The 21,331-nt window shown below is 51.7% G+C and carries 29 protein-coding genes and 1 pseudogene; 25 read left to right on the forward strand and 5 right to left on the reverse strand.

The features are described 5' to 3' along the window. The 12 genes from MJ595_RS08990 to MJ595_RS09045 all read left to right on the forward strand — a co-directional run bounded on the left by MJ595_RS08990 (position 1) and on the right by MJ595_RS09045 (position 6,152). Positions 1 to 468 carry a DUF1367 family protein gene (locus MJ595_RS08990; protein WP_263082119.1) on the forward strand — a complete coding sequence of 156 codons (468 nt, stop codon included), beginning with the start codon at positions 1 to 3 and terminating at the stop codon, positions 466 to 468. Beyond that, complete coding sequence (locus MJ595_RS08995; protein ID WP_263082120.1) at positions 468 to 773, forward strand: Ref family protein; 306 nt, start codon at positions 468 to 470, stop codon at positions 771 to 773. Before MJ595_RS08990 ends, MJ595_RS08995 begins: the two co-directional genes overlap by 1 nt. Continuing rightward, the gene (locus tag MJ595_RS09000; RefSeq protein ID WP_263082121.1) at positions 760 to 1,299 is read left to right on the forward strand and encodes a hypothetical protein; all 540 of its coding nucleotides are present in this window, start codon (positions 760 to 762) and stop codon (positions 1,297 to 1,299) included. Before MJ595_RS08995 ends, MJ595_RS09000 begins: the two co-directional genes overlap by 14 nt. Continuing rightward, positions 1,296 to 1,556, forward strand: coding sequence for a hypothetical protein (locus MJ595_RS09005; protein ID WP_263082123.1), 261 nt, complete (start codon positions 1,296 to 1,298; stop codon positions 1,554 to 1,556). Before MJ595_RS09000 ends, MJ595_RS09005 begins: the two co-directional genes overlap by 4 nt. 74 nt (positions 1,557 to 1,630) lie before the next feature. Next, positions 1,631 to 1,942, forward strand: a complete 312-nt coding sequence (locus tag MJ595_RS09010; protein WP_263082124.1) for a hypothetical protein — start codon at positions 1,631 to 1,633, stop codon at positions 1,940 to 1,942. Positions 1,943 to 2,021: 79 nt separating this feature from the next. Further along, complete coding sequence (locus MJ595_RS09015) at positions 2,022 to 2,447, forward strand: hypothetical protein (RefSeq protein ID WP_263082125.1); 426 nt, start codon at positions 2,022 to 2,024, stop codon at positions 2,445 to 2,447. Positions 2,448 to 2,712: 265 nt separating this feature from the next. Then, positions 2,713 to 3,105: a M15 family metallopeptidase gene (locus MJ595_RS09020; protein ID WP_263082126.1), complete on the forward strand. Its 393-nt coding sequence runs from the start codon at positions 2,713 to 2,715 to the stop codon at positions 3,103 to 3,105. Then, a complete protein-coding gene (locus MJ595_RS09025) occupies positions 3,105 to 3,509 on the forward strand; it encodes a holin family protein (protein WP_263082127.1) in 405 nt (134 codons plus the stop codon). The genes MJ595_RS09020 and MJ595_RS09025 overlap by 1 nt, the downstream gene beginning before the upstream one ends. Continuing rightward, the gene (locus MJ595_RS09030; RefSeq protein WP_263082128.1) at positions 3,506 to 3,778 is read left to right on the forward strand and encodes a hypothetical protein; all 273 of its coding nucleotides are present in this window, start codon (positions 3,506 to 3,508) and stop codon (positions 3,776 to 3,778) included. Before MJ595_RS09025 ends, MJ595_RS09030 begins: the two co-directional genes overlap by 4 nt. A 53-nt stretch (positions 3,779 to 3,831) precedes the next feature. Continuing rightward, a complete protein-coding gene (locus MJ595_RS09035; RefSeq protein WP_263082130.1) occupies positions 3,832 to 4,134 on the forward strand; it encodes a hypothetical protein in 303 nt (100 codons plus the stop codon). Further along, the gene (locus MJ595_RS09040) at positions 4,116 to 5,702 is read left to right on the forward strand and encodes a hypothetical protein (protein WP_263082131.1); all 1,587 of its coding nucleotides are present in this window, start codon (positions 4,116 to 4,118) and stop codon (positions 5,700 to 5,702) included. The genes MJ595_RS09035 and MJ595_RS09040 overlap by 19 nt, the downstream gene beginning before the upstream one ends. A 9-nt stretch (positions 5,703 to 5,711) precedes the next feature. Beyond that, positions 5,712 to 6,152, forward strand: a complete 441-nt coding sequence (locus MJ595_RS09045; RefSeq protein ID WP_263082132.1) for a hypothetical protein — start codon at positions 5,712 to 5,714, stop codon at positions 6,150 to 6,152. Between the two features lie 51 nt (positions 6,153 to 6,203). Here the strand turns inward: MJ595_RS09045 and MJ595_RS09050 are convergent, their stop codons facing one another. Next, a complete protein-coding gene (locus MJ595_RS09050; RefSeq protein ID WP_263079044.1) occupies positions 6,204 to 7,679 on the reverse strand; it encodes a hypothetical protein in 1,476 nt (491 codons plus the stop codon). A gap of 210 nt (positions 7,680 to 7,889) precedes the next feature. Here MJ595_RS09050 and MJ595_RS09055 point away from each other — a divergent pair. From MJ595_RS09055 to MJ595_RS09065, 3 genes and pseudogenes are all read left to right on the forward strand, one after another. Then, positions 7,890 to 8,153: pseudogene (locus MJ595_RS09055) on the forward strand (DNA cytosine methyltransferase); the annotation flags it as partial. A 93-nt stretch (positions 8,154 to 8,246) separates the two neighbouring features. Further along, positions 8,247 to 8,504 carry a hypothetical protein gene (locus MJ595_RS09060; protein WP_263082133.1) on the forward strand — a complete coding sequence of 86 codons (258 nt, stop codon included), beginning with the start codon at positions 8,247 to 8,249 and terminating at the stop codon, positions 8,502 to 8,504. Between the two features lie 13 nt (positions 8,505 to 8,517). Then, on the forward strand, positions 8,518 to 10,578 hold the full coding sequence (locus MJ595_RS09065; protein ID WP_263082134.1) for a hypothetical protein: 2,061 nt from the start codon (positions 8,518 to 8,520) through the stop codon (positions 10,576 to 10,578). Between the two features lie 92 nt (positions 10,579 to 10,670). Here the strand turns inward: MJ595_RS09065 and MJ595_RS09070 are convergent, their stop codons facing one another. Together MJ595_RS09070 and MJ595_RS09075 are read right to left on the reverse strand one after the other, a co-directional pair. Beyond that, the gene (locus tag MJ595_RS09070) at positions 10,671 to 11,117 is read right to left on the reverse strand and encodes a helix-turn-helix domain-containing protein (RefSeq protein ID WP_263082135.1); all 447 of its coding nucleotides are present in this window, start codon (positions 11,115 to 11,117) and stop codon (positions 10,671 to 10,673) included. Beyond that, complete coding sequence (locus MJ595_RS09075) at positions 11,101 to 11,355, reverse strand: type II toxin-antitoxin system RelE/ParE family toxin (protein WP_263082136.1); 255 nt, start codon at positions 11,353 to 11,355, stop codon at positions 11,101 to 11,103. Before MJ595_RS09075 ends, MJ595_RS09070 begins: the two co-directional genes overlap by 17 nt. A 281-nt stretch (positions 11,356 to 11,636) precedes the next feature. Here MJ595_RS09075 and MJ595_RS09080 point away from each other — a divergent pair, with 281 nt between their 5' ends. The 3 genes from MJ595_RS09080 (at position 11,637) to MJ595_RS09090 (ending at position 13,799) form a co-directional block, all read left to right on the forward strand. Beyond that, the gene (locus MJ595_RS09080) at positions 11,637 to 12,566 is read left to right on the forward strand and encodes a hypothetical protein (protein ID WP_263082137.1); all 930 of its coding nucleotides are present in this window, start codon (positions 11,637 to 11,639) and stop codon (positions 12,564 to 12,566) included. 17 nt (positions 12,567 to 12,583) lie between these two features. Then, positions 12,584 to 13,450, forward strand: a complete 867-nt coding sequence (locus tag MJ595_RS09085; RefSeq protein ID WP_263082138.1) for a hypothetical protein — start codon at positions 12,584 to 12,586, stop codon at positions 13,448 to 13,450. A 61-nt stretch (positions 13,451 to 13,511) separates the two neighbouring features. Further along, complete coding sequence (locus MJ595_RS09090) at positions 13,512 to 13,799, forward strand: hypothetical protein (RefSeq protein ID WP_263082139.1); 288 nt, start codon at positions 13,512 to 13,514, stop codon at positions 13,797 to 13,799. Between the two features lie 7 nt (positions 13,800 to 13,806). Here MJ595_RS09090 and MJ595_RS09095 read toward each other — a convergent pair whose 3' ends face one another. Beyond that, positions 13,807 to 14,088 (reverse strand): hypothetical protein, encoded by a 282-nt coding sequence (locus MJ595_RS09095; protein ID WP_263082140.1) that lies wholly within the window; start codon positions 14,086 to 14,088, stop codon positions 13,807 to 13,809. Positions 14,089 to 14,142: 54 nt separating this feature from the next. Between MJ595_RS09095 and MJ595_RS09100 the strand changes: the two genes are divergently transcribed. Further along, positions 14,143 to 14,793: a hypothetical protein gene (locus MJ595_RS09100; RefSeq protein ID WP_263082141.1), complete on the forward strand. Its 651-nt coding sequence runs from the start codon at positions 14,143 to 14,145 to the stop codon at positions 14,791 to 14,793. Positions 14,794 to 14,899: 106 nt separating this feature from the next. Here MJ595_RS09100 and MJ595_RS09105 read toward each other — a convergent pair whose 3' ends face one another. Beyond that, positions 14,900 to 15,085 carry a hypothetical protein gene (locus tag MJ595_RS09105; protein ID WP_263082142.1) on the reverse strand — a complete coding sequence of 62 codons (186 nt, stop codon included), beginning with the start codon at positions 15,083 to 15,085 and terminating at the stop codon, positions 14,900 to 14,902. A gap of 42 nt (positions 15,086 to 15,127) precedes the next feature. On the opposite strand from MJ595_RS09105, the gene MJ595_RS09110 reads away from it, so the two are divergent. The 6 genes from MJ595_RS09110 to MJ595_RS09135 are packed head-to-tail and all read left to right on the forward strand — an operon-like array spanning position 15,128 to position 21,317. Further along, complete coding sequence (locus MJ595_RS09110; protein WP_263082143.1) at positions 15,128 to 15,739, forward strand: hypothetical protein; 612 nt, start codon at positions 15,128 to 15,130, stop codon at positions 15,737 to 15,739. Continuing rightward, entirely contained in the window at positions 15,739 to 16,101 is a 363-nt protein-coding gene (locus MJ595_RS09115) for a hypothetical protein (protein ID WP_263082144.1), read from the forward strand. Before MJ595_RS09110 ends, MJ595_RS09115 begins: the two co-directional genes overlap by 1 nt. Positions 16,102 to 16,129: 28 nt before the next feature. Next, on the forward strand, positions 16,130 to 18,955 hold the full coding sequence (locus tag MJ595_RS09120) for a hypothetical protein (protein ID WP_263082145.1): 2,826 nt from the start codon (positions 16,130 to 16,132) through the stop codon (positions 18,953 to 18,955). Between the two features lie 15 nt (positions 18,956 to 18,970). Next, entirely contained in the window at positions 18,971 to 19,474 is a 504-nt protein-coding gene (locus MJ595_RS09125; RefSeq protein WP_263082146.1) for a hypothetical protein, read from the forward strand. Then, a complete protein-coding gene (locus MJ595_RS09130; protein ID WP_263082147.1) occupies positions 19,471 to 19,692 on the forward strand; it encodes a hypothetical protein in 222 nt (73 codons plus the stop codon). Before MJ595_RS09125 ends, MJ595_RS09130 begins: the two co-directional genes overlap by 4 nt. After that, positions 19,689 to 21,317: a hypothetical protein gene (locus MJ595_RS09135; protein ID WP_263082148.1), complete on the forward strand. Its 1,629-nt coding sequence runs from the start codon at positions 19,689 to 19,691 to the stop codon at positions 21,315 to 21,317. The genes MJ595_RS09130 and MJ595_RS09135 overlap by 4 nt, the downstream gene beginning before the upstream one ends. The last annotated feature ends 14 nt before the right edge of the window (positions 21,318 to 21,331 follow it).

Genomic DNA, 21,331 nt, shown 5'->3' on the forward strand with positions numbered 1-21,331 from the left:
ATGGAGTTGGCCTTTATCAAGACCCCGGCAGGAATCATCGTTCCGGCGGAAGGCCAGACCACGGATGTTGTGGCTAGCCTGAAGGCAGGGGAAGTGTTGCGGGGTGACTACCGCAAGGCCAGGAACTACCGGTTTCACCGTAAGTACTTTGCCCTGCTGGATCTGGCCTATGACTATTTTGAGCCAGAGGCGGTACAGACGGCACAGGGCTGGATCAAGCCAGAGAAAAACCGGGAGGAGTTTCGCAAGTGGTGTACGGTCAAGGCGGGTTTTTATCACATTGTGGGCTATCCCGATGGCGGGGTGCGACTGCGAGCCAGAAGTATTGCTTTCGCCAGGATGGATCAGGCGGATTTTGAAAAACTGTATTCAGCGACCATCGACGTATTACTGCAACGGGTGTTCGATCACAAGTGGAGCCGGGAAAAAGTGGATCAGGCTGTGAACCGGATATTGAATTTTTGCTGATGGCCACGACGGAAGAAAAAGACTACATGGCAGCCGTGGCCGCACAGGGTTGTATCTGTTGCCGCAAGCTGGGACTGGGAGCGACACCCGCCCAGGTTCACCATAAGCGGAAAGGTGTGGGCAAAGGTCAGCGAGCCAGTCATTTTGACACCCTGCCGCTATGCCCCCTGCACCACCTGCACGGTGAGGATGCGGTGCATAAAAACTATACATTGTTTGTCCGGCACTATGGCACTGAAGACGAACTAATTAAACAGACGCGCAGGGATGTGGAGCAATGGCGCGGCGACTTTGTGGGAGGCTGATGATATGGAGGCAATGAGCCAGGCTGACTGGTTGCTGTATCGAGCCTTTGCCACAGTAGAAGACACCTGCTCAACACCTGGCTGGCAAAAGGATATCCGAACCGGCTATGAGGTGAGCCGACCACTGAGGCCGGTGCGAACACTGTCCGACCGACTAGGAGCAGATGGAGCCAGACGCCGTGACCTGAGAAACCGGCTCGATCCGTTTTGGTTTGCAGTGCTGGAGATCCGATATGGAGATGATCTGGAAAAGATTGAGCGGGCATGGCGCTCTATTGCTGTCCATATTGCCCAGGACAAGCGGCTGGTTAAAACACTTCGGGATGACCGGCAGGCGCTACAGAACTGGATGGTCTGGTTTGTTCGCCACCCGGATTTACGCCATCCAGACCGACGGCCAGAATCGTCCAGCGTCGGTAAAACATGGCGCTGGCGGCAAGACTGTTCAGCGGTGGCGGAAGACTGGGTATACCCGGCGGAGGATGCGGCTATACGGGTACTGCAAGACCGGGGGGAGTTACGGTGAATAGCAACGAATACATAGCTGGTGACAGTTGCGTTTGTGAAGCATGGCATGAGGGTGAATGTGGTTGTGATGCCGACTGGACTGACCCAGAAATTTACAAATTGAGGGAAGAAAACCAAGTTTTGAAAGTTGAGCGACACGAGTTAAGCGACTTGCTGCACGAATGCTACAAACGGTTGAAACAGCACGATCAGTATATTGCTTTGCATGACCACACAACATTTATGAAAAAGCTGGAAGCAGTTTTAGGCGTATAACCCCGGCGTGACCGGCAGCGTAGCTGTCCGAACCATGCTATTGTTAGCTGCTGGCACGATGTAAGGAAAGGAACATGCACTACATATTAGACAACCATACTCCCGTCAAAGTCGATGTGACATCATCCGAAGGCATGTTGAAGTGGGGGCTTAATTTAGAGCAAAACAAAGTAGTGGGTCAGACGGAAGTGAAGGATGTGCTGATTTCCACTGTTTTTCTAGGTGTCGATCACAATCATACTGGCACTGGCAAGCCCGTACTATTTGAAACGGCCACAAAACAACATGACCGCTGGAATGTAGTTGACCGTTGCTGCACATGGGATGAAGCCGAAGTTATGCACGATAAAATAGTTGATGTAATCAGGAAGGAATTAGGCAGCTAACCTCTCGCACACGGGCTGGCGGGTAGCCAGTCCCAGTGGTGCGTGTTGTTATGCCTATACTTTGATGCTGGAGGTATTTATGAAAACTATATTTCTAGCAGTATTATTAACTGCAACCAATGTAATTGCTGAACCCTGTCAGCTATGCGGAGGAGATGTAAAAGAGCATGAAAGATTTTTATTATTCAAGGAAGATTATTTAAAACTTAAAGCTATACAGGCTGCTAGCATTACCAATTATAGATTAAGTTTGTTGCTTGCCTGTCAAATATCCGTGGATCAATCTGTTATCGAGCGCCTACAAAGTTTCAAGAATGTAGATATAAGGCTGGTTCAATCTAGTGATGTTGATATATTGATGAAGGTACAAGCAATAATTAATAAACTTTATAAGGAAAATAAACCTTACATTAAATTGATGATGCACTTCTGGCCTAACAACACTCCATTAACAACCCCTGCTACTACTTATCTTGAAGCTTTTATAAATAGTGGGGATGACTAATTTGAGGCATAACACCGGGATATACCGCGCACGCGGTATAGTCTCATTAACAACCGTATCAGTCCCATTTCTCCACCATCAAAAAAAACAGATCGCAGGCTAAAAAATATCCATCGAACCCCTTTTAAAAAAAATCGGACTGTTTTAAGCTAATTTTATTAGGCTGCTATCAGTCTACTCAACGCCTTGATTGGCCTGCATTAGTGCCGATTTTATATACCCGCCCATTCCCCCCGGCGGGTATTTTTTTTGCCTGAGAAACACCATGTATCACTATTCAACACGGTCAAAGCGGCGGTTGGCTACTTGTCATCCAAAACTGCAAGCTGTGTTTAATGAGGTGATCAGGCATGTTGACTGCTCCATTCTCGACGGTCATCGCTCCAAAACTGTGCAGAATCACTACTTTAAGCAAGGCAAATCACAGGTGCGGTGGCCGGACTCAAAGCATAACAAAAAACCGAGCCTGGCCGTGGATGCGGTGCCTTATCCTATTGACTGGCTCGATACCGAGCGCATGGCGCACTTTGCCGGTTTTGTGCTGGGTATCGCTGCACAGCAGGGCGTGATCCTGCGCTGGGGTGGCGACTGGGATGGTGATGGCGAGATCAAGGATCACCAGTTTCTCGATTACCCACATTTTGAGCTAGTAGACTAATGCCGTGGAATCCTGTTGCTGATGTTGCCGGTGCGGTGATAGGCGGTCTGGATGACCTGTTTACCTCTGACGAGGAAAAATTAAAGGCAAAGCTGGCGCTAAAAAAACAGCTTAATCAACCCCATATTTTGCAGGCAATGGCCAATATCGAGGAGGCCAAACACCCATCAGTTTTTGTCTCAGGCTGGCGGCCTGCGCTGGGCTGGCTGTGTATTGTGATTCTCGGCTGGGACTGGATTGTACGTGATCTGATTGTGATAGCCCTGGAGCTGGCGGATAAGGGCATGGTTGTGGATAAATTGCCGGAGGCCAGTACCGGCGAGGTGATTACATTACTGTTGTGTTTGCTGGGATTAGGTGGCTCCCGAACGGTTGAAAAATTGAGGGGGGTGGCTCGGCAATGACAGACGACAAGGACAGATTGAGTCGTATCGAAAATAAACTGGATCAGTTTGATAGTAAGCTAGACCGGCTAACCGAGATTGTTGCAGTGCAGGCACAGCATGATGAGCGTATTACACAATTGGCCATACGCGAACAACGTAACGAAGAACGGCTCGATGAGCTGGAAAAAAATGTCTATCGAAACAGTTTTATTACTGCCATTGCACAATGGACAGCGGCGGCAGTGATCGGTGGATTGATTGTCTGGATTTTTAAGCAGATACAATGATGGCTAGACCTACGAAATACCAGCAATCCATGTGTGCTGATGTTATCGGTCTCATGGCTGACGGATACTCACGCAAGGCCACGGCTAAAGAGTTAGGCATTGATTACAAGACTTTTCTCGCCTACATGGACAGGCATGATGAATTCCGTGAAGCGGTTGAAGAAGGTGATTCTCTGGCCGAAGTGTACTGGCAGCAGAAGTATGAAGACGGTGCGCTGGGCAAAAATAAAGACGTGAATGCCTCCATGATGATTTTCTACATGAAAAACCGGTTTAAATGGACAGATCGCATGGAGCAACAAGTCACAACAGACGTGCAACTGCCGACACTGGATGAATGGCAACAGCAGGATTAAGTCACGCTGACCAGGGTCGGTTGCTCACTCACTACCCCACTTATGCACAGCACTGTTTAAAAATACGGACAAAATCCGGCAGCGTTGAACCCTTTTTACTCAATGATGCACAGCAGTATCTCCATGATCGCATGGAGCAGCAGTTAAGCCTGACAGGGAGAGTCAGGTTAGTCGTCCTTAAAGGGCGACAGCAGGGATGCTCTACTTTTGTTGAGGGTCGCTATTATTGGATAGCGGCAAACCGTAAAGGACAACGGGCGTTTATTCTGACCCACGAAGCGGAAGCCACTGCGAATTTGCTGGATATGGTGGATCGTTACCATCGACATATACCCGTGTGGGCAGCCCGGCCACTGGAGCGCAGTAGCGCCAGGGAACTGGAGTTTGCTGATTTAGACTCTGGCTATCGTATTGGCACGGCGGGTAACAAGGGCGCAGGCCGGAGTAATACGGTTCAGCTATTTCATGGTTCGGAAGTGGCGTTTTGGCCTAATGCTGACAAGCACCTTGCTGGAGTCTTGCAGGCCGTACCCGATGAACCCGGTACAGAAGTGGTACTGGAGAGCACCGCTAACGGCGTTGGCGGGGTGTTTTACGATTACGTCATGGATGCCCGTGCTGGCCGGGGTGATTTCGAACTGGTATTTATCCCTTGGTATTGGCAGAGCGAGTACACAAGTGCCGTCCCCGATGATTTCGAGCTGACAGCACAGGAGCAGGAGCTAAAACAGCTTTACAGTCTCACTGACGGGCAACTGTGCTGGCGGCGCAAAAAAATCTATGAGCTGAAGTCTGAGGATCTGTTTAAGCAAGAATATCCTTGCAATGTGGATGAGGCGTTTCTGTTTTCCGGGCGGCCACGGTTTGATCCGAATCATACCCAGGCGGCGGCTATGGAGTGCTACAAGCCCCGGTTTAACTGCCAGCTTTCCACCACCGGCATTAACCGGAAACAGCCCGGCAAGTTGCTGGTGTGGGAACCACCGAAAACCGGCGAACGATACGCTATAGGCAGCGACGTAGCGGAAGGACTGGTACATGGTGACTACTCCGTGATTGATGTCTGTGACAGCAGCGGCTATCAGGTGGCTCACTGGCGCGGTCATGTGGAGCCGGATGCCCTGGGTGAAATGATTAATCATCTGGGGCGCTGGTATAACACGGCGTTGGTGGGTGTGGAGCGTAATAATCACGGACTGACCACCATCACAAAACTCAAAGAACTGAAGTACCCCAATCAGTACAACGAAACCCATGTTGACCAGCGTACACAAAAGCAGACAAAGCGCATCGGCTGGCTCAGTACCACTAAATCAAAACCCCTCGCCATTGACCATCTGGCGGCTCTTTTGCGTGACGGACAGGCCGGTATCTTTTGTCTCGATACGGTGCAGGAATGCCAGACCTATGTCGTAGAAGATAACGGCAGCACCAACGCCCAGGAAGGTTGTTTTGATGATCGGGTGATGAGTTATGCCATCGCACAGCAAATGGTACTGCGGCTGGCAAAAGTCAAAGTGATTGTGCAGGATAAGGGCTATCAATCCGTCAACCGGGCAGGCTACTAAAAAAATACTATGGCAGATGAAATACTCAATGCGCTGCAATCGGCGGGCACCGGTCAATACGCCGTACCAGGTACAAAAAAGCTGGCATTATCGGTACTGGAACAGGCGGTGACTGACCTGCTGTATATCTATCATACCGGGCAGATGATCCATGTCAGCGGCATCACGAAAAAAACCAAAGAAACAAAAGCCAATTTTGCCGTGAGAAAGCAGGCTGAAAAGCAGCGAATCAGGCAAAAAGCCTTCCGGCTCGATGAGCTGCACCGGTCAGAACCGTATCTCTTTTTAACTTATCCCACCAAGATCCGTGATTTCTGGTGTGAGCTGGCCGGACTGGATGCTGATGCCGTCGCAGAAATGGTTACGGTGCATTGTGCCGATCAACAGTCACTGGCGGCATTCAGTAAGCGATTCAGTGGCGATAAATTCAAGAACTGTAAACCTTTTTAATGCGCTATCTATCACTGTTTTCAGGGGGTGAAAGTCTCATATTGACCACAACTAAACACTGCCACCTTTCTCTGGGAATGGTATGACATTGCTTGTAGCAGCCTTGGTGACTTTCCCGCAATAAGTTGCAGCAAATAACTTCCAGCCATTTTCAAACCAGTGGCTCTGAACTAATGACCGAAGCGTCAATACGCCCTGACCACCCGGATTTCGCCAGCGCATACCTGAGCACTTCATCCGCTGGGTAACCAAGGTTTTACAGGCTGCCTCTACCACACCAGAGCCGATCGGAAGGTTATTCGACAAGTGTTCAGCATAGCGCATACGCTGGCGATTTTTTCTGAAATACTCCAGCTCGGTCTTTAATTTTGAGCGGCGCGGATGCTTTTTATGCTGATAAGCCAGGGCTTTAATAATGCGCTCAACCCCATCGAGTTCCTCTTTTAGGACGTGTCGGTAAGTGACAAACTTTTCTTTGGACTTGATGCTGTTTTCTCCATAAGCCTGGTCAAATGCTTTCTTCAGGTGATCGGCTGCGTGGTAGTAATCAATAACCTCAACACCCGCTGGTAGTTCCTGGGAAAGGTATGACCAGTTGTCCTTGGCGCCATCAGCGACTTTGACCAGTGACAGCTGTGGCTTTTGTCGCAACGCTTCTTGCAATAGTGCTGACAAAGACTGCTTGAGTGTGAGTTTTTTAGTTTCTGGCATTCGTCCTATGCGGACTGTTGATAAACGCTCCCCCTGTTGATCGTAAAACGACAAAGTTCCGCAACTGGCCTCCTTGCAACCTGTTGGCCCTTGAGTCCGTTTGCCTTCAGAAGCGCTCCTGGCTCGCTTTTCTACTCGTTTGCCATCTTTCATGGGCAGCATAACGCCATCCAGGGAGGCGGCTACTGTGACCGCATTGGTGGGCACGTTAAGTTTCTCAATAAGCATCTCTTCAAAAGGCTCACGGTGCTGTTCCCACTGAGTATTAAATTGCCTGGGGAAACGAGCAAGACTGCTTTCTGAGGGAGACATACCTCCCATGAGATCAAGGAGGCTTTTTGCTTCACCGGGAGACATTTGAGCAACAACCCAGGCAGCTTGCTTTGCAGCCCGAGGCGTCCAGAAGCCTTCCACGATCCCGGCTTTCAACTCCATGGGCACGATACACGGCTCTTTGCCGTTACGGTAAAGTGTTCGCATAACCCGGACTGAACCAACCGCTGTCTGGTAGGTTTTATAACTGCGCAACACCTGCTTATAAGTGATCCCGCTGACCTCAATAGCTGGGGTATCAATATCAAGCTCAGCCAGCGCCTCTGCTAAAAAATCTTGCTGAGCTTGATTAAAGAGAGCATTAACGGTCTGCTCAAACTCTTCAAAGTGCCTGATAGGATTGCCAGACTCTCGCAGAGCCTGCAATTGGTGGCCTAACCGTTGAATCGCATCACAAGAAATGGTGGCGGCTTCAGTCCGTAGCTGACATACTTCCATGGGGCGGCCTCTCACTGGCAAGGTGTTGTGTGCTATCAACATCATACCTGTGATTGGCTGCCTTCTGTTTAAGCATTGAAAAAATAGCTGCCTACTACTTTCCCCGGTTGGCAAGCTGAAGAAGCTCGGTCAATTTGAGACTTTCACCCGTTTTCAGGTATTGAGGCGGCTGACAGCGGTATGAACAACACCAACTACATTTGCGGCACATACAATAATGCCTTCCGTGACAGTGCCGTGAACCAGTCACCAACACTACGCAGTGGTAACAATGGCGGCGCAATCAAACCGGCGATTTGCAGCGGTGCCGTTGTCCGTCGTTTGACACCTGTGGAGTGCGAGCGATTGCAGGGATTCCCTGATGGCTATACAGCGATCCCGTGGAAAAACAAACTGGCTGACCAGTGCCCGGATGGGCCGCGTTATAAGGCACTGGGTAACAGTATCGCCGTGCCGGTGCTGGTGTGGATAGGACAGCGACTGGAAGCAGAGATAAGGCCTGATAACCCCGGAATATAAGTACTGGGACGGTAAGTATAATGTTTCCGGTTGTGTTGTTCCTTTGAAATCCCGTTTCTATACTCTGCTTATTCTTTAGAAAGTGGGTGCAGTATGCTGGATACAAGAACAGAAGAACGATTGTGCAATCTGGAAACAGATATGTACCGGGTCAAGAAGACCATGCTGCACAGGGATGAGGTGCGGGAAAAGGTCTGGAATGACTTGCAGGAGGAGTTGTTGTCTGCCGTCAAAACCGGCTTTGCCCAGCAAGGGCAGCGTATCAGTCGTCTGGAGTCGGATGTTTCGGCACTGAAGTCAGATATGTCAGAAATAAAATCCATGCTCAGGCAGGCACTCAAGCTCGATTAACACGGGAATACCAATGAACGGACACGGATTAGTCCAGCTTGCCACACCGGAACAGGTGGCGGCCATGCAGGAGCAGGCGGACGCACAGCAGCGGCAGGAGGAGTCTGCCAGGGATGCCTATGCCTCTGATTTGCAGTCACGCTGGCAGGGCTATCGGGAAGCCCGGCGGGAAGCGGAGCAAGAGTGGCTGGACTCCCTGAGTGCGATTAAAGGTGAGTATAACGCTGAACAAAAGCGGATTATGGCTGAGAATGACAGCCTGAGTGACGTTTATATCAAGCTGACCGCTACCAAGGTCAACACTGCTTATTCCCGGTTGATAGATATCCTGTTCCAGAATGTGGACAGTTTCTGGGATGTGGTGGCCGCCCCCATTGCCGAGCTGCCGAAAGCGATCCGTGCCCATATCCGCAATCAGGCGATTCAGGAGCTATTGCCCTATCCCCTGGCACCGGATATCCGCAGCCAGTTGATTGATGAGCGGGTGGATGAGCTTCAGGGTGAGTTGCTGACCAAGGCCATGAATGCCGCCGATGATGCAGCCCGGAAGATGAAGCGGCAGATCAAGGATTATCTGGTGAATGCCGATGGCCTGAGCCAGATCAAGCAGACCGCCCGTGAAATGGTGTCACTGGGGACAGGCTGTTTAAAAGTGGCCACACTGAATGTCCGTCTCCATGAAAAATGGGAAAGTGAGGGCGACCAGTGGGTACTGAACGAGCAGCAGCAGATTGAGCCGGATATCAACTTTACCAGTGTCTTTAATGCCTTTCCTGACCCCTATTCAGACGACTGTGGCCGACCCAATGATCTGTTTATCCGCCATGTGCTGACCCGTCATCAGTTGCGGGAGCTGGGGAGTACGCCCGGCTTTGATGGCGACATGGTGGAAACCATTGTCCATGAGGCACCGCAGGGCAACCATACGCCCCTCGATTATGAGCGGGAGCTTCGCCAGATTAACGACAGTGATGAAACCTTTGTCACGCCCCGGCGCTATGATGTGCTCGAATACTGGGGGCCGGTGGATGGTGGTCAGCTAACTATCTATGGCATACAAGATGTAGTGGATAATCAGGAGTATCAGGCCAATATCTGGGTATGCAATGGCCGGGTGATTATGGCACGGCTGAATCCTTTAAAGCCGGAAGAAATACCCTACAAGTTTATTCCCTACGAGAAAGTGCTGCACCGTTTCTGGGGTATCGGTATCCCGGCCATGATGAATGATGCCCAGGATGTAATGAATGCCACGGGCAGGGCGCTGCTCGATAATGCAGCGCTTACGTCTGGCCCCATGTTTCAGATGGATGTGCACAAGCTGCCGGAAGGGGTGAGTCTGGAAGAAGCGAAAAAGATTCATCCCCGCAAACTGTGGCTTTATGACGGCAGTCAGTCAGACGGGCCGATGATTAATGCCATTAATGTCCAGTCTAACCAGTCTGAGTTAATGGGGATTTTTGAGCTGTTCCGTCGCTTTGCCGATGAGGAAACCAGTCTGCCGTCGTACACCCACGGGGAGCAAACTCAGAGCCTGAACAAAACCGCCAGCGGTATGAGTATGCTGATGACCGCAGCCAATGTCAGCCTGAAGTCGGTGGTCAAGAATATTGATGATTACGGTATCCGGCCATTGATCGAGAGCCTGTATCACTTTGCCATGCGCTGGAGTGACCTTGAGGATGGCAAGCGGGGGGATCTGGATGTTATCCCAATGGGCAGTTCCGCACTGGTGGCAAAAGAGCTGCAATCACAGCGGATGATGCAGGCAATGCAGGCCACGGCCAACCCGGTATACGGGCCGATGACTGAGCACCGTTATCTGTTGAGCGAATACTTCAAGTCCCTGGATATCGACAACGAAAAGGCACTGGTGCCAGAGGAAAAACTGTATGCAGACCCGCTTAACCCAGCCGGAGGCGGAGGCGCTGATCAGCCTGTCCAGCAACAAGGCGTACCAGGCAGTGCTGGAGCACCTGAAGCGCCAGCGGCAGGATCTGGTGAACCGCCTGTTGAGCAGCGTGGAACTATCGGAAATACACCGCACCCAAGGCCGTATCAAGGCGCTCGATGAGGTACTGGAGCTGTCTGACCGGGCTGAAACTTATATGGGCAGGGTGAATGGGTAAAGGTAATCTTCCCAAGCCTGCGATGTCCACCACAGGATCATTCGTCAATCAGCCCGTGTTGCTGTGTTTTGCAATCGTCGATTTCCGCGATAGCGTCATTGAGCCGTTTGGCATTTTTCGGACTTGCGGTAAGGTGATCGGTTTCACGTAACTGATCAATATGAATACCCAGTGCCTGAGCCAGTTTATCCAGTGTTTTCTCCTGTGGTCTGGAATCGGTTTTTTCCATTTGAGCCATTGCTGACTGTGAAATACCCAGTTTGTCGGCCAGATCCAGTTGAGTCAGTTTGCGGAACTTGCGCCATGCGGCAATCAGCGAATCACCCTTGAGCTGGAACCCTATTACCTCATGGGGGAAGTAGACCTGTTCTTTTTCCTCGCTGCTAGTGCCTTTAGTCATGGATAGCCACATATCATAAGGTACAACAGCAAAAGCGGGCTTGCCGGAATGGTGAATAATCTGCACGTCAGTAAGTGTTGTCATTGCGGCGTTGAACCTCCTCAATAGCGACGACCTTTATAGCGCCGTCAAAATTAAAAAAAACACGGAAGCGACCTACCCTGAGCCGGTAGCTGTAGCGGTGATTAACCAGCTTTTTAATGTTCTGGCAGTTGGGGAAACTCACTAATTTCCCTGCTTCCGAGAACACCATGCGGCTATCTCCGGGTGGCAGCTTTAGTAACTGCTTCCGGGCTTTGTTAGACCAGTTAATAGTATTCATTTCTTATATTATAAGTCAAATTATTAGTTAGTTAAGAAAAAAACCCTTTAAATGGTGGTTTTTTTATACTCCTTTGAAACGTCTCCCAGTGAGGCGTTTTTTTATGCCTGCGACAAGTGTTTGCACCCGCAGGCCAACAACCGAGTGGACAAGCCGTTGCGCCCCACAGGGACGTGGGAAGTGTCGCCGAGTGCAGGAGCACGAACGACCGCCCCACAGGGACGTGGGAAGTGTCGCCGAGTGCAGGAGCACGAACGACCGCCCCACAGGGAGAGTGATTGATGGGCATAGATGCCGAGCAGTTGGATAAGGAAGCGGATAAGGAATACGCACAGATGATGGGTACAGACACGCCAGCCCCTGCGCCGCAGGATAAGCAGGCTCAGGCACCCGCCGCCGATGAGTTACCCCAGCCAGTGGAGGCTGCACAACCGGAGTCGTCTGATGACGATGCATTGCCTGCACCGGATGCCGTGACTGACGACTGGCAGGACAAGTACACCAAGGCGGAAGAATCCAGAAAAAACGCCCATGCGCTGATGACCAAGGCTACCCAGGAAGCGGCAGAGCTGCGTCGGAGTAATGACCAGCTACAGCAGCAACTGGCAGGCATTCAGGCGCAGTTAGACCAGCTACAGCAGCAGCCCCCGGCAGCCGCAACACCGCCAGCCACCGACAGGTTCAGTGATCTTCGTGAGGATTATGAGGAGTTGAACCCGGTGTTTGAAACGGTGGAACAAACGGCAGCACAACACCGGGCTTTGCAGCAGCGGCTTGATGCGATTGAGAAGCAGCGGCAGGAAGAAGCGGCCAGCCAGCGGCAGGAGGCGTTCTGGGCAGAAGTGCGTAAACACCACCCGGATGTGGATCAGGTGGCACAGTCTGATGACTTTAAAGGCTGGTTTGCACGTCAGGCCACTGAGGTGCAGCAGTTAAGCCAGACCAATCCGCTCGGTGCGGCCACGGTGATGGATATGTACAAGAAGGCCACCGGCCAGCCATCCCCGGCACCCGCAGCCCCATCAAAAATTCAGCAGGCGCAGCGACTGAGCGAACCGCAGGTGCGGTCACGCTCGCAACCAACCACACAAGGCCGCCAGCCTGCACTGACCCCGGATCAGATTGCCGCTTTGTCTCAAAAGGATTATGAGGCTAACGAGACAGAGTATGACAAGCAACTGAGCCAGTGGTTAAAGCAGGGCGGTCGCTGATTCAAAAGGACTGAATCATGGCTACTACAACCTTTCCGACGGGCAATATGGCAAATGCCCTGTCGGTTATTTACTCCAAGAAGCTGAATGCCAAGTTCTACAAGAGCACAGTGCTGGAGCAGATTTGTAACACCAACTGGGAAGGCGAGATCCAGAGCGAAGGTTCCAAGGTGGTTATCCGTACCCGTCCCGATGTGGTGGTACAGGATTATGACCGGGCTACCGGGGTGGATTATCAGGATCTGGAACCCCCCAAGGTGGAGCTGCCCATCGACAAGGCCAAGTACTATGCCTTTGTTGATGACTACATACAGACCGCCCAGGCGGATATCAACCTGATCAATGAATCGGCTGCCGATGCTGCCGAGAACATGAAGATCGCGGTTGACGGGGATGTGCTGGGCAACATCTATACCGATGTGCCTGCTGGCAACCAGCTTGGCGACCCTGCCACCGGTGTGGTTGTCACCAAGGACAATGTACTGGATTACATTGTTGATGCCGGTACTTTGCTCGATGAGGGTAATGTGGGTGAGACTGGCCGCAAGATCGTACTGCCACCGTGGGTGTGCGGACTCATTAAAAAATCGGAGCTGAAAGATGCCTCCATTGCCGGTGATGGTACGTCTATCCTGCGTAATGGCCGTCTGGGTATGATCGACCGGTTTGAGTTGTTCTGCTCCAATAACCTGGCAACCGCCAGCGGCATTACCCAGTGCCTGGCACTCACCAAGGACTACTGCGCCTTTGCCAGCCAGTTCGTCAAGCATGAAAGCCTGACCCTGGAAAAGCACTTTGGCGTAGGTCACAGGGGACTGAAGGTTTACGGCTATAAAGTCGTTAAGCCGGAAGCCGCTGTGCTGTTGCCTGCGAAGAAGGCGTAAGCCTGCATGCCCGCCTGAGTGAGTGACAGGCGGGCTTTTTTTTATTTGATAAGGATAACTAATGGCTTTTAACGTAGACACCTGTCGCTCAAAAGACGAGCTGGAAGCGCAGGCAAAAGCCCTGTTTGATGTGGATCTGGACAAGCGCAAGAAGCTCGATGTGCTGAAAGCCGAGTTCCGGGCATTAATTGCTGGTGACAGTGTTGAAAAAGAAGAAGTGCAGGAGGCAGCCGTTGCAGCGACCCACGTCAAAAGCAAGAACGGCACCGTGTTTCCGTATCATCCACTGCTCAAAAAGAGGCTGGGTGTTGATTTGACCGCCTGTGACAAGGACGGAAACACGGCATAACCTGTGCCTACTGGTTTTGTTGCACTACTTGCAGTAGCAGGGATTTCATTTCCTTAATATCTGATTTCATTTCAGAGAGTTCAGCTTTAACAAATTCATGCTGCTGGTCAACTTTAAGTTCAAGAGTACTCTGACGCTCTTTTACTCTGGTGAGTTCAGATAAAATATGATCATTTTGTCTGAATAACTCATGAAACGGAGTATTGTCAGGGAAACGGGAAGCCGTTTCGGCTTGTTTAGAATTTATACCCAGCGAGATCAGGGCTTCATAAAGGGCTTTATTTTGCATTGTTGTTCCAGTTTACGGCTTTCCAATTCAGCTTGAGTATAGCGGGCATAGTTCATGGACGTGATTAAAATCATCAGCCGGGTGCGGCGACTGTTGCAGGATGGCGATGGGGTGCGCTGGACCAATGATGACCTGCTGGCCTGCTATAACGAGGCGCAGATAGCGGTGGTGCAGAACCGGCCTGATACCTATTCGCAGGTAGTGGCACTGGATTGTGAGAACCGTTCACGCCAAACCGTACCGGATACCGCCTACCGGTTGATGGATATTATTGATAATGCCGTGTCAGGCCGGGCGGTGGTAAAGACTGACCGGGATACCCTGGATGGACTGGTGGCGAACTGGTCAACCACTGCCGGTAATGATGTGGAGCAGTTTATCTACGATGAAAAGTCGCCCGGTGTCTTTTATGTCTACCCGGTGCCGCCTGCCAGTCACCAGATCAATATTTTAATCAGCCGCACCCCTACGCCGGTTGCCATTACCGATTTTGACAACGATACCACGGCAATGGAGCTGGATACCGTGTGGCTGAACCCGGTACTGAATTACATGCTGTACCGGGCCTACATGATTGATGGTGAGACTGAGGCCAACATGATGCAGGCACAAAGTTACCTGAAAATGTTTGCCAATGACCTGCAACTGAAGTGGGCGGTGGATCTGGTGTTCAGGAAACCCCAGCAGGGGGAGGAGGCCGGTTAGTGTTTTTCTTTCCGGGCTTTCTTGTTTTCACGTTTAATCCAGAACAGGTAAAACAGTAGGGGAACACCCAGTACCGCACTGAGGATTAGGTAATACTCTGTAACACTCATTCGTCAATGTCCGTTAGAAACCCTAAGTAATAGAACAGTAGTGCAAAGCTGGCACCGAAAAATATGAAGGTAATCATATCTGTGTGCTCCGATACGATGGCTCCAAAACAACATGCAGCCAGCGGCACTTTCACCAAATCATAGAACATTTTAGCGGTATTCTCTCGCTGCTTCTTATTCATTTCAGCTAACCGGTCAACCAACACAAAAGGACAGTGTAGATCATGGCAACGGAACTGGATGCCTACCTGAGCCGGATACGGCCCTATGTCCGTGGCTGCCCCGATGCCACCATGCGGGATACCCTGCGGGTGGTACTGAGGGATATCTGCCAGCGGGTGAATATCTGGTGGTATGAGGAGCGGATGTATCTGGCAACGGGCATCGCTGACTATGATATCGGTGTGCCTGCCGGTAGTGAGCTGGCAACGGTGCAGCGGCTGGTTGCCCCGGATGGCACGGCACTGGTGAATGATGATCAGTTGCCGGTGTTTAATTCACCGGGCAGCCCCCGCTTTTTCCGGCACCATCTGGGCAACCGCCTGACTGTGGCACCTGTACCCTCAAAAGGGGCGCTCTATACCCTTGAGCTGACCCTGAAACCCGCCATTGATGCCACCACTATTGATGATGCCGTTTATGCGGCCACTGCCGAGTTTGCCCCCTGGGGCGTACTGGCGGAGTTGCAACGTATCCCCGGCACTGACTGGTCTGACCCACAACAGGCCAATGAAAACCATATCCGCTTTAACCAGGTACTGAACCGCAAGCGTGTCAGTGCGCTGGTTGGGCATAGCAGTTCACAACACACCATTCAGGGACGGAGATTTGTCTGATGAGCACCACACCCCCCAATGTCGCCATTGAGATGATCCGTGGTGACTCATTGAATATTCCACTGACCTTTCTTGACCCTGCCGATGATAACACCCGGATACCCGTCAATGGCTACCACCTGCGGATGACCGTGAAAGTGTCCAGCTACCTGCCGGACAGTGAGGCGGTGATTAACAAACAAATCACGCTGCCAGCGGAAACAGCCAATGGTGAATATGTATTGATACTGGCACCGGCTGACACCAATACCCTGGAACCCATGACTTACGACTACGATATCCAGATCAGTTCACCGGATAACTCAGAAGTTATCACGCTGGTCACTGGCAAGCTGAAGCTGTTGATAGGCACAAGCTGGTAACACTCATTTTTCAAGACAGGGAGCGTCTATGAGTATTGAAGGTGAAGTTGGCAATATTTACCGGCCACTCAACATCCAGATTGACGGCCTCGCACTGGCTGAGAGTATCCGACAACAGATTGAGGCTAAACGTGCCGAAGTGGAAACCAAGGCGGCTGATGTGCAGGCCAAGCATGGTCAGGTACAAACCTGGCATGCCAATGTTGCCCAATGGCAGCAGGACACCGCCGACTACCGCGATGCCGCCAACACCTATCAGCAACAAGCGGCTGTTGCCCGAAATGCCTCAGAGACAGCAGCGGCAGCAGCGGATGTCAGTAAAGTGGCTGCCGAGGCTGCTAAAAATACAGCCGTATCTGCGAAGACGGATGCAGAGTCTGCCCGTGATTTAGCCCAGACCTACAGGGACAGTGCCAGCAGTTCTGCGACACTGGCCGATCAATCGAAAGACAGTGCCAACGCTGCCAAGGTTGCGGCTGAAGCAGCCCGTGATCAGGCCAGTACCCACAAGACCAATGCCCAGACTGCCCGTGATGAGGCCAACACTGCCAAGGCCGGTGCTGATGCTGCCGAAGCCAAGGCTGAGAAGTGGGCGGAAGAAGTCGAAGATGTTGCCGTTGAAACAGGTAAGTATTCTGCCAAACACCATGCTGAAAAGTCGGCGGATTCAGCGGCTTCTGCCTTGAGCTACCGTAATACTGCCCAGACTTACCGTGATGAAGCAAACACGGCCAAGGCCAATGCCCAGACGGCAGAAAGCAGTGCTAACAGTCACAAAAATACAGCGTCCACCAAGGCTACTGAAGCCAGTAACTCAGCAAATAAAGCCGAGCAGTGGGCGGATGCTGATGACAATGTGCAGGTAGAAGCAGGCCGGTATTCTGCCAAACACTATGCCAACCTTGCCCAGACGTATTCGCAAGGTGTCACCAGCGGTTTGATGTTCAAGGGCGGGTACAATGCCAGCAGCAATACGGCACCCCCTACCCCTGCCAGCGATACACCTGACTACTACAGGATTACGGGTGCTGGCACCATCAACGGCATTGATTACAACGTCAATGACAACATTTGCTGGGATCCGATACTCGATCAATGGTTCAAGATCGACAACACTGACCGGGCAATCACTGACTCCCTGACCTCCACCAGTTCAGATACGTCCCTGTCAGCCAAGGCGGGTAAGCAGTTGCAGGACACCAAGTTTAACAAGGCCGGTGATACCTTATCTGGCGCTATCAATTTCACGCCAGACAGCGGCAGCATTATTACCCTCGATGGTAAGACGTTATTGCGGCGCCATGACCAAGCCGGTGCGGTGAGTTTTGGTGCGGATAATGGTTTGGTGATTGGTTCAGGTGATTCTCGTGCGGCAGTAGTGGCTGACTCAGCCATGACCAGTGAAGTCCTGCACCTGAGCAGTGACAACATGGCTCGGGTGCTTACTAATTGCCAAAATGGAATCGGTGGGGCAAAGACTTTCAACTTCAACATTGACGGTTCATTCAGTACTGACGGTGAGATCAGGGACGTGTCAGGACGCTGCTTCTCCCCTGGCTACATGCCGAGCTGGAACCAGGTTCAGAGTAAACCCGCTACGTTTCCGCCTTCCAGTCATAACCATGATGCTGATTACATTCGTCAGGATGCTACGGACATTAATGCCCAGACGTTTGATGGCCGGGACAGTACCCAGTTTGCATGGAAAGAATCCAGCGTGGCGGCTGCAACCGGCGGCGACTGGGTAACGATTGCCCTTGTTGATGGGGGTGGCCGTGCGTCAGGCCGGTTCAAGGTGGGTGAGGCGGCGGGAGGAAATCATGGGCATGTGGAATTTTATGCCGGGGTTTCTTTTGGCAATGTGCCGGTGATAAACATCTTGAGTGCTGGCGGCTATGGTTCATTCACCGGCTTGCTGAAAAAGCTGCGGATTATTAAGGACAGTAATGATGAGATCTATGGTGTCCATAAGCTGCAACTACTACTGGAAACAACCACGACACTTTACAGTTATCTCTATGAGGATGAGCAGCCGCACAATAGATGGAAGCTGACCAATTACTCGGAAACAGGTACACCAACCGGCTACACCGAAGCGGTGTCGATTGATCTGGATAAGACGGGCGGTATTTCAACTACGGGTGAATTTTATGCTCAGGGCGGTTATAAGGTTTATCACGAAAATAATCCGCCGCCAGCCGGTGCCGGTGGTGGAGCCGGTGGCCGGAAGAACCTGCTGATTAATGGTGATTTTAAGATTAACCAGCGGTCTTTTGATGGTAACTGGGCAGCACTGGCTAACGGCACTTACGGTTTTGACCGCTGGAAAAAGCACGCTAATGGCATTGAGCAAATTGTTGAGGCTGGTTGGTTTCCTGCGGGAACTTATTACCTGAGCTGGCAAGGTGGCACAGGTGATGGTCAAGTCGATGGTGTGACCGTTGCCAAGAACAGCAGTGTCGAGATCACTGATCCGTCTCAGAATATTTCGATTGTTGTGCCTGCTGATGCGACTCTGGTGCAGTTTGAGCGGGGAGCAGTTTCGGAGTTTGAGTATATGCATATCACTTCAGAGCTAGCGCTGTGTTATCGGTACTATCAGATGCCGTGTAAATATGCATTTCTGGATGGATACAGCAGTTCTACTGACTATCTGCTTTTTTTTGTCGGATCAATATCTATGCGCGTGAATCCGACAATGATAACACTTATCCCAGGCTCCCAACATAACATTAGTTCGCTTGTTTCTGTGTCGCACCAATTTGATAACCGACCGACAATAAGGTTTCGGCTGATATCAACTGGTAATGCATACTGGATTAATTTTACTGCTGCATTTGATGCTGAACTCTAACAAAAGGATTTTGTCATGTACCAACAAAACGACAACAACACTATAGTCCGGCTGTCAGATAATGCGTTTATCCCAGTGGCAGACGGCAACCGTGATTACGAAGCGTATAAGCAATGGCTGGCCGAAGGAAACACGCCCCAACAACCGCCAGCGCCTGACTTTGCCGATGCCAAGTCAGCCAAACTGGAAACATTGAAAGCCGCCTGCGATGCTGAACTTGAAAATATCTACTCCCTGTACCCCGCCCATGAAGCGGATACCTGGTTCAAACAGGAGCAGGAAGCAAGGGCATTCCTGGCAAACAGTTCGGTTGTCACTCCGTTCCTCGATGCACTGGCCGCCAGCCGGGGCATCGACAAGGACACCGTAGCCCGCGCCATTGTCCATAAAGCAGAAGCCTTTTCTGTTTACGCTGCCCAGGTCATTGGCCGCAAGCAGGCCATCGAGGATCAGATCAAGCAATGTGAAACCTTGGCGCAGTTGGAGAATGTCAGCATTGAGCTGGGTGCGCTGGGGTGAATAAAGTATTTCGGTATTTCTGGAACATCCTGATCGCCATTGACCAGTTAGCCAATACGTTGCTGGCAGGCGACCCGGACGAAACCATTTCCAGCCGGGCAGCCAAGGCCAACCGTAAAGGCAAACGATGGGGGTGTGTACTTTGCCGTTTTTTACACTGGTTTGATAGGAATCATTGTGAAAAATCCATTGAACTGGATGAGGGGGAGCGGCTTTGAAGATCCAACTATCCGGTTTTACCGGAGAATTGCCCCGCCTCGATGCCACGGCCTTGCCGGATAATGCCGCCAGCATTGCTACCAATGTCGATCTGGATAACGGTGTACTGGCACCCCTGAGAGGGTTGGCAGTGGTGCAACCCCAGACACTGGCCGGGGCAATAAAAACCCTGTACCGCTATAACCCCACACCGGGGGATGACAGTAGTGGTGCCTGGTTTGAATGGCTTGATGAGGTGGATATCTGCCTCGCCCCGATCCGCAGTAACCAGCAGGTGATTGCCTGCTATACCGGTGACAGTTACCCGAAAATCACGGACAGGGATAGTGCTATTGGTGCCGGTGTCATGCCTGCCAACAGTTACCGGCTGGGTGTACCGGCTCCTGCCTTCTCTATGGTGGCGGTGGCAGGCTCAGGGGGTGGCAGTGATCCGGTCTACCAGTTTGAACGGGATTATGTGGTCACGCAGGTCTGTCAGTTGGGCAGCCTGTTGATGGAGGGGCCACCGTCCAGCCCGTCCACCGTACTGACCCTTTCTGCTGGTCAGACGGTGGATGTCAGCGGTATCGGTGGTGTACCGACCGGCAACTATAACCTGCACAGCAAGCGTCTGTACCGGCGACGGGTAGCCAATGGTTCCGGCAGCTACCAGTTAGTGGCTGAACTGCCACCGGGTCAGGATACCTTTGAAGATACGCTGGCTGATACCGAAATCCCCGGTGATGTACTCGGTTCCCAGAACTGGTATCCGCCACCGGACAGCCTGCACAGTCTGGGGGCGTTGCCTAATGGCCTGCTGTACGGGGCTGACGGTAACGATGTGGTGGTCAGTGAACCGTACCGTGTCCATGCCTGGAACCCCTTTGCCCGCTATCCCTGCAATTATCCGGTCATTGGCATCGGTCAGGCCGGTAATACCATTGTCGCACTGACGGCTGAGAATCCGTTTATCATCAGTGGCCTGAACCCCACGGCCATGAGTGCCACTGAGCTGAAAATAGATCAGGGGTGTCTGTCGAGGCGTTCCATTGTCTCCGGGCCTTTCGGTGTAGCCTATGCCAGCCCCGATGGGATTGTGGTGGTCAACGGCCAGAATGCCGGGGTGGTGTCAGAACAGCTCTGGAGCCGGGAACAGTGGCGTGACCTGAACCCGGCCTCGATCATCGCCAGCCACCTGGATAACCGCTATATCTTCAGTTACACCAAAACCAATGGGGATGCCGGGGGTTATATCTTCGACCCGAAACGGCCTGACCTTGGCCTGATTCATTTCGATACGCCATTTACTGCGGTATATAAAGATGCACTGGCAGACGGCCTGTTTGTCTTTGCCGATGGCAACATCCAGCGATTTGAGCAAGGTTCGCCATTAACGTACCAGTGGCAAAGCAAGGTCTGGACAACACGCCCACGGTCTTTTAACTGTGGACGGATTGAGGCGGCCAGTTATAGCGACCTGTCGTTTACCTTGTTGCGGGATGGTGTGGAAGTGATGACACAGGCTGTCACCAGTGACCGGGGTTTCCGGTTGCCTGCCGGACTGGGCAGCCGGTGGCAGTTCCGGTTATCCGGCACTGAGCGGGTGTATCGGATAACCATTGCAGACAGTATGAATGAGCTTTAGCGCGTGAGCGCCTT

Origin of the sequence: Endozoicomonas sp. Mp262 (genome assembly GCF_025643335.1) — a bacterium.
Classification (GTDB): Bacteria; Pseudomonadota; Gammaproteobacteria; order Pseudomonadales; family Endozoicomonadaceae; genus Endonucleibacter.

Bases quoted from the DNA above. Each gene is read 5' to 3' on its own strand.
- MJ595_RS08990 (WP_263082119.1), top strand. From the start codon at position 1: ATGGAGTTGGCCTTTATCAAGACCCCGGCAGGAATCATCGTTCCGGCG.
- MJ595_RS08995 (WP_263082120.1), top strand. From the start codon at position 468: ATGGCCACGACGGAAGAAAAAGACTACATGGCAGCCGTGGCCGCACAG.
- MJ595_RS09010 (WP_263082124.1), top strand. From the start codon at position 1,631: ATGCACTACATATTAGACAACCATACTCCCGTCAAAGTCGATGTGACA.
- MJ595_RS09015 (WP_263082125.1), top strand. From the start codon at position 2,022: ATGAAAACTATATTTCTAGCAGTATTATTAACTGCAACCAATGTAATT.
- MJ595_RS09020 (WP_263082126.1), top strand. From the start codon at position 2,713: ATGTATCACTATTCAACACGGTCAAAGCGGCGGTTGGCTACTTGTCAT.
- MJ595_RS09025 (WP_263082127.1), top strand. From the start codon at position 3,105: ATGCCGTGGAATCCTGTTGCTGATGTTGCCGGTGCGGTGATAGGCGGT.
- MJ595_RS09030 (WP_263082128.1), top strand. From the start codon at position 3,506: ATGACAGACGACAAGGACAGATTGAGTCGTATCGAAAATAAACTGGAT.
- MJ595_RS09035 (WP_263082130.1), top strand. From the start codon at position 3,832: ATGGCTGACGGATACTCACGCAAGGCCACGGCTAAAGAGTTAGGCATT.
- MJ595_RS09040 (WP_263082131.1), top strand. From the start codon at position 4,116: ATGGCAACAGCAGGATTAAGTCACGCTGACCAGGGTCGGTTGCTCACT.
- MJ595_RS09045 (WP_263082132.1), top strand. From the start codon at position 5,712: ATGGCAGATGAAATACTCAATGCGCTGCAATCGGCGGGCACCGGTCAA.
- MJ595_RS09050 (WP_263079044.1), bottom strand. From the start codon at position 7,679: ATGATGTTGATAGCACACAACACCTTGCCAGTGAGAGGCCGCCCCATG.
- MJ595_RS09060 (WP_263082133.1), top strand. From the start codon at position 8,247: ATGCTGGATACAAGAACAGAAGAACGATTGTGCAATCTGGAAACAGAT.
- MJ595_RS09065 (WP_263082134.1), top strand. From the start codon at position 8,518: ATGAACGGACACGGATTAGTCCAGCTTGCCACACCGGAACAGGTGGCG.
- MJ595_RS09070 (WP_263082135.1), bottom strand. From the start codon at position 11,117: ATGACAACACTTACTGACGTGCAGATTATTCACCATTCCGGCAAGCCC.
- MJ595_RS09075 (WP_263082136.1), bottom strand. From the start codon at position 11,355: ATGAATACTATTAACTGGTCTAACAAAGCCCGGAAGCAGTTACTAAAG.
- MJ595_RS09080 (WP_263082137.1), top strand. From the start codon at position 11,637: ATGGGCATAGATGCCGAGCAGTTGGATAAGGAAGCGGATAAGGAATAC.
- MJ595_RS09085 (WP_263082138.1), top strand. From the start codon at position 12,584: ATGGCTACTACAACCTTTCCGACGGGCAATATGGCAAATGCCCTGTCG.
- MJ595_RS09090 (WP_263082139.1), top strand. From the start codon at position 13,512: ATGGCTTTTAACGTAGACACCTGTCGCTCAAAAGACGAGCTGGAAGCG.
- MJ595_RS09095 (WP_263082140.1), bottom strand. From the start codon at position 14,088: ATGCAAAATAAAGCCCTTTATGAAGCCCTGATCTCGCTGGGTATAAAT.
- MJ595_RS09100 (WP_263082141.1), top strand. From the start codon at position 14,143: ATGGACGTGATTAAAATCATCAGCCGGGTGCGGCGACTGTTGCAGGAT.
- MJ595_RS09105 (WP_263082142.1), bottom strand. From the start codon at position 15,085: ATGAATAAGAAGCAGCGAGAGAATACCGCTAAAATGTTCTATGATTTG.
- MJ595_RS09110 (WP_263082143.1), top strand. From the start codon at position 15,128: ATGGCAACGGAACTGGATGCCTACCTGAGCCGGATACGGCCCTATGTC.
- MJ595_RS09115 (WP_263082144.1), top strand. From the start codon at position 15,739: ATGAGCACCACACCCCCCAATGTCGCCATTGAGATGATCCGTGGTGAC.
- MJ595_RS09120 (WP_263082145.1), top strand. From the start codon at position 16,130: ATGAGTATTGAAGGTGAAGTTGGCAATATTTACCGGCCACTCAACATC.
- MJ595_RS09125 (WP_263082146.1), top strand. From the start codon at position 18,971: ATGTACCAACAAAACGACAACAACACTATAGTCCGGCTGTCAGATAAT.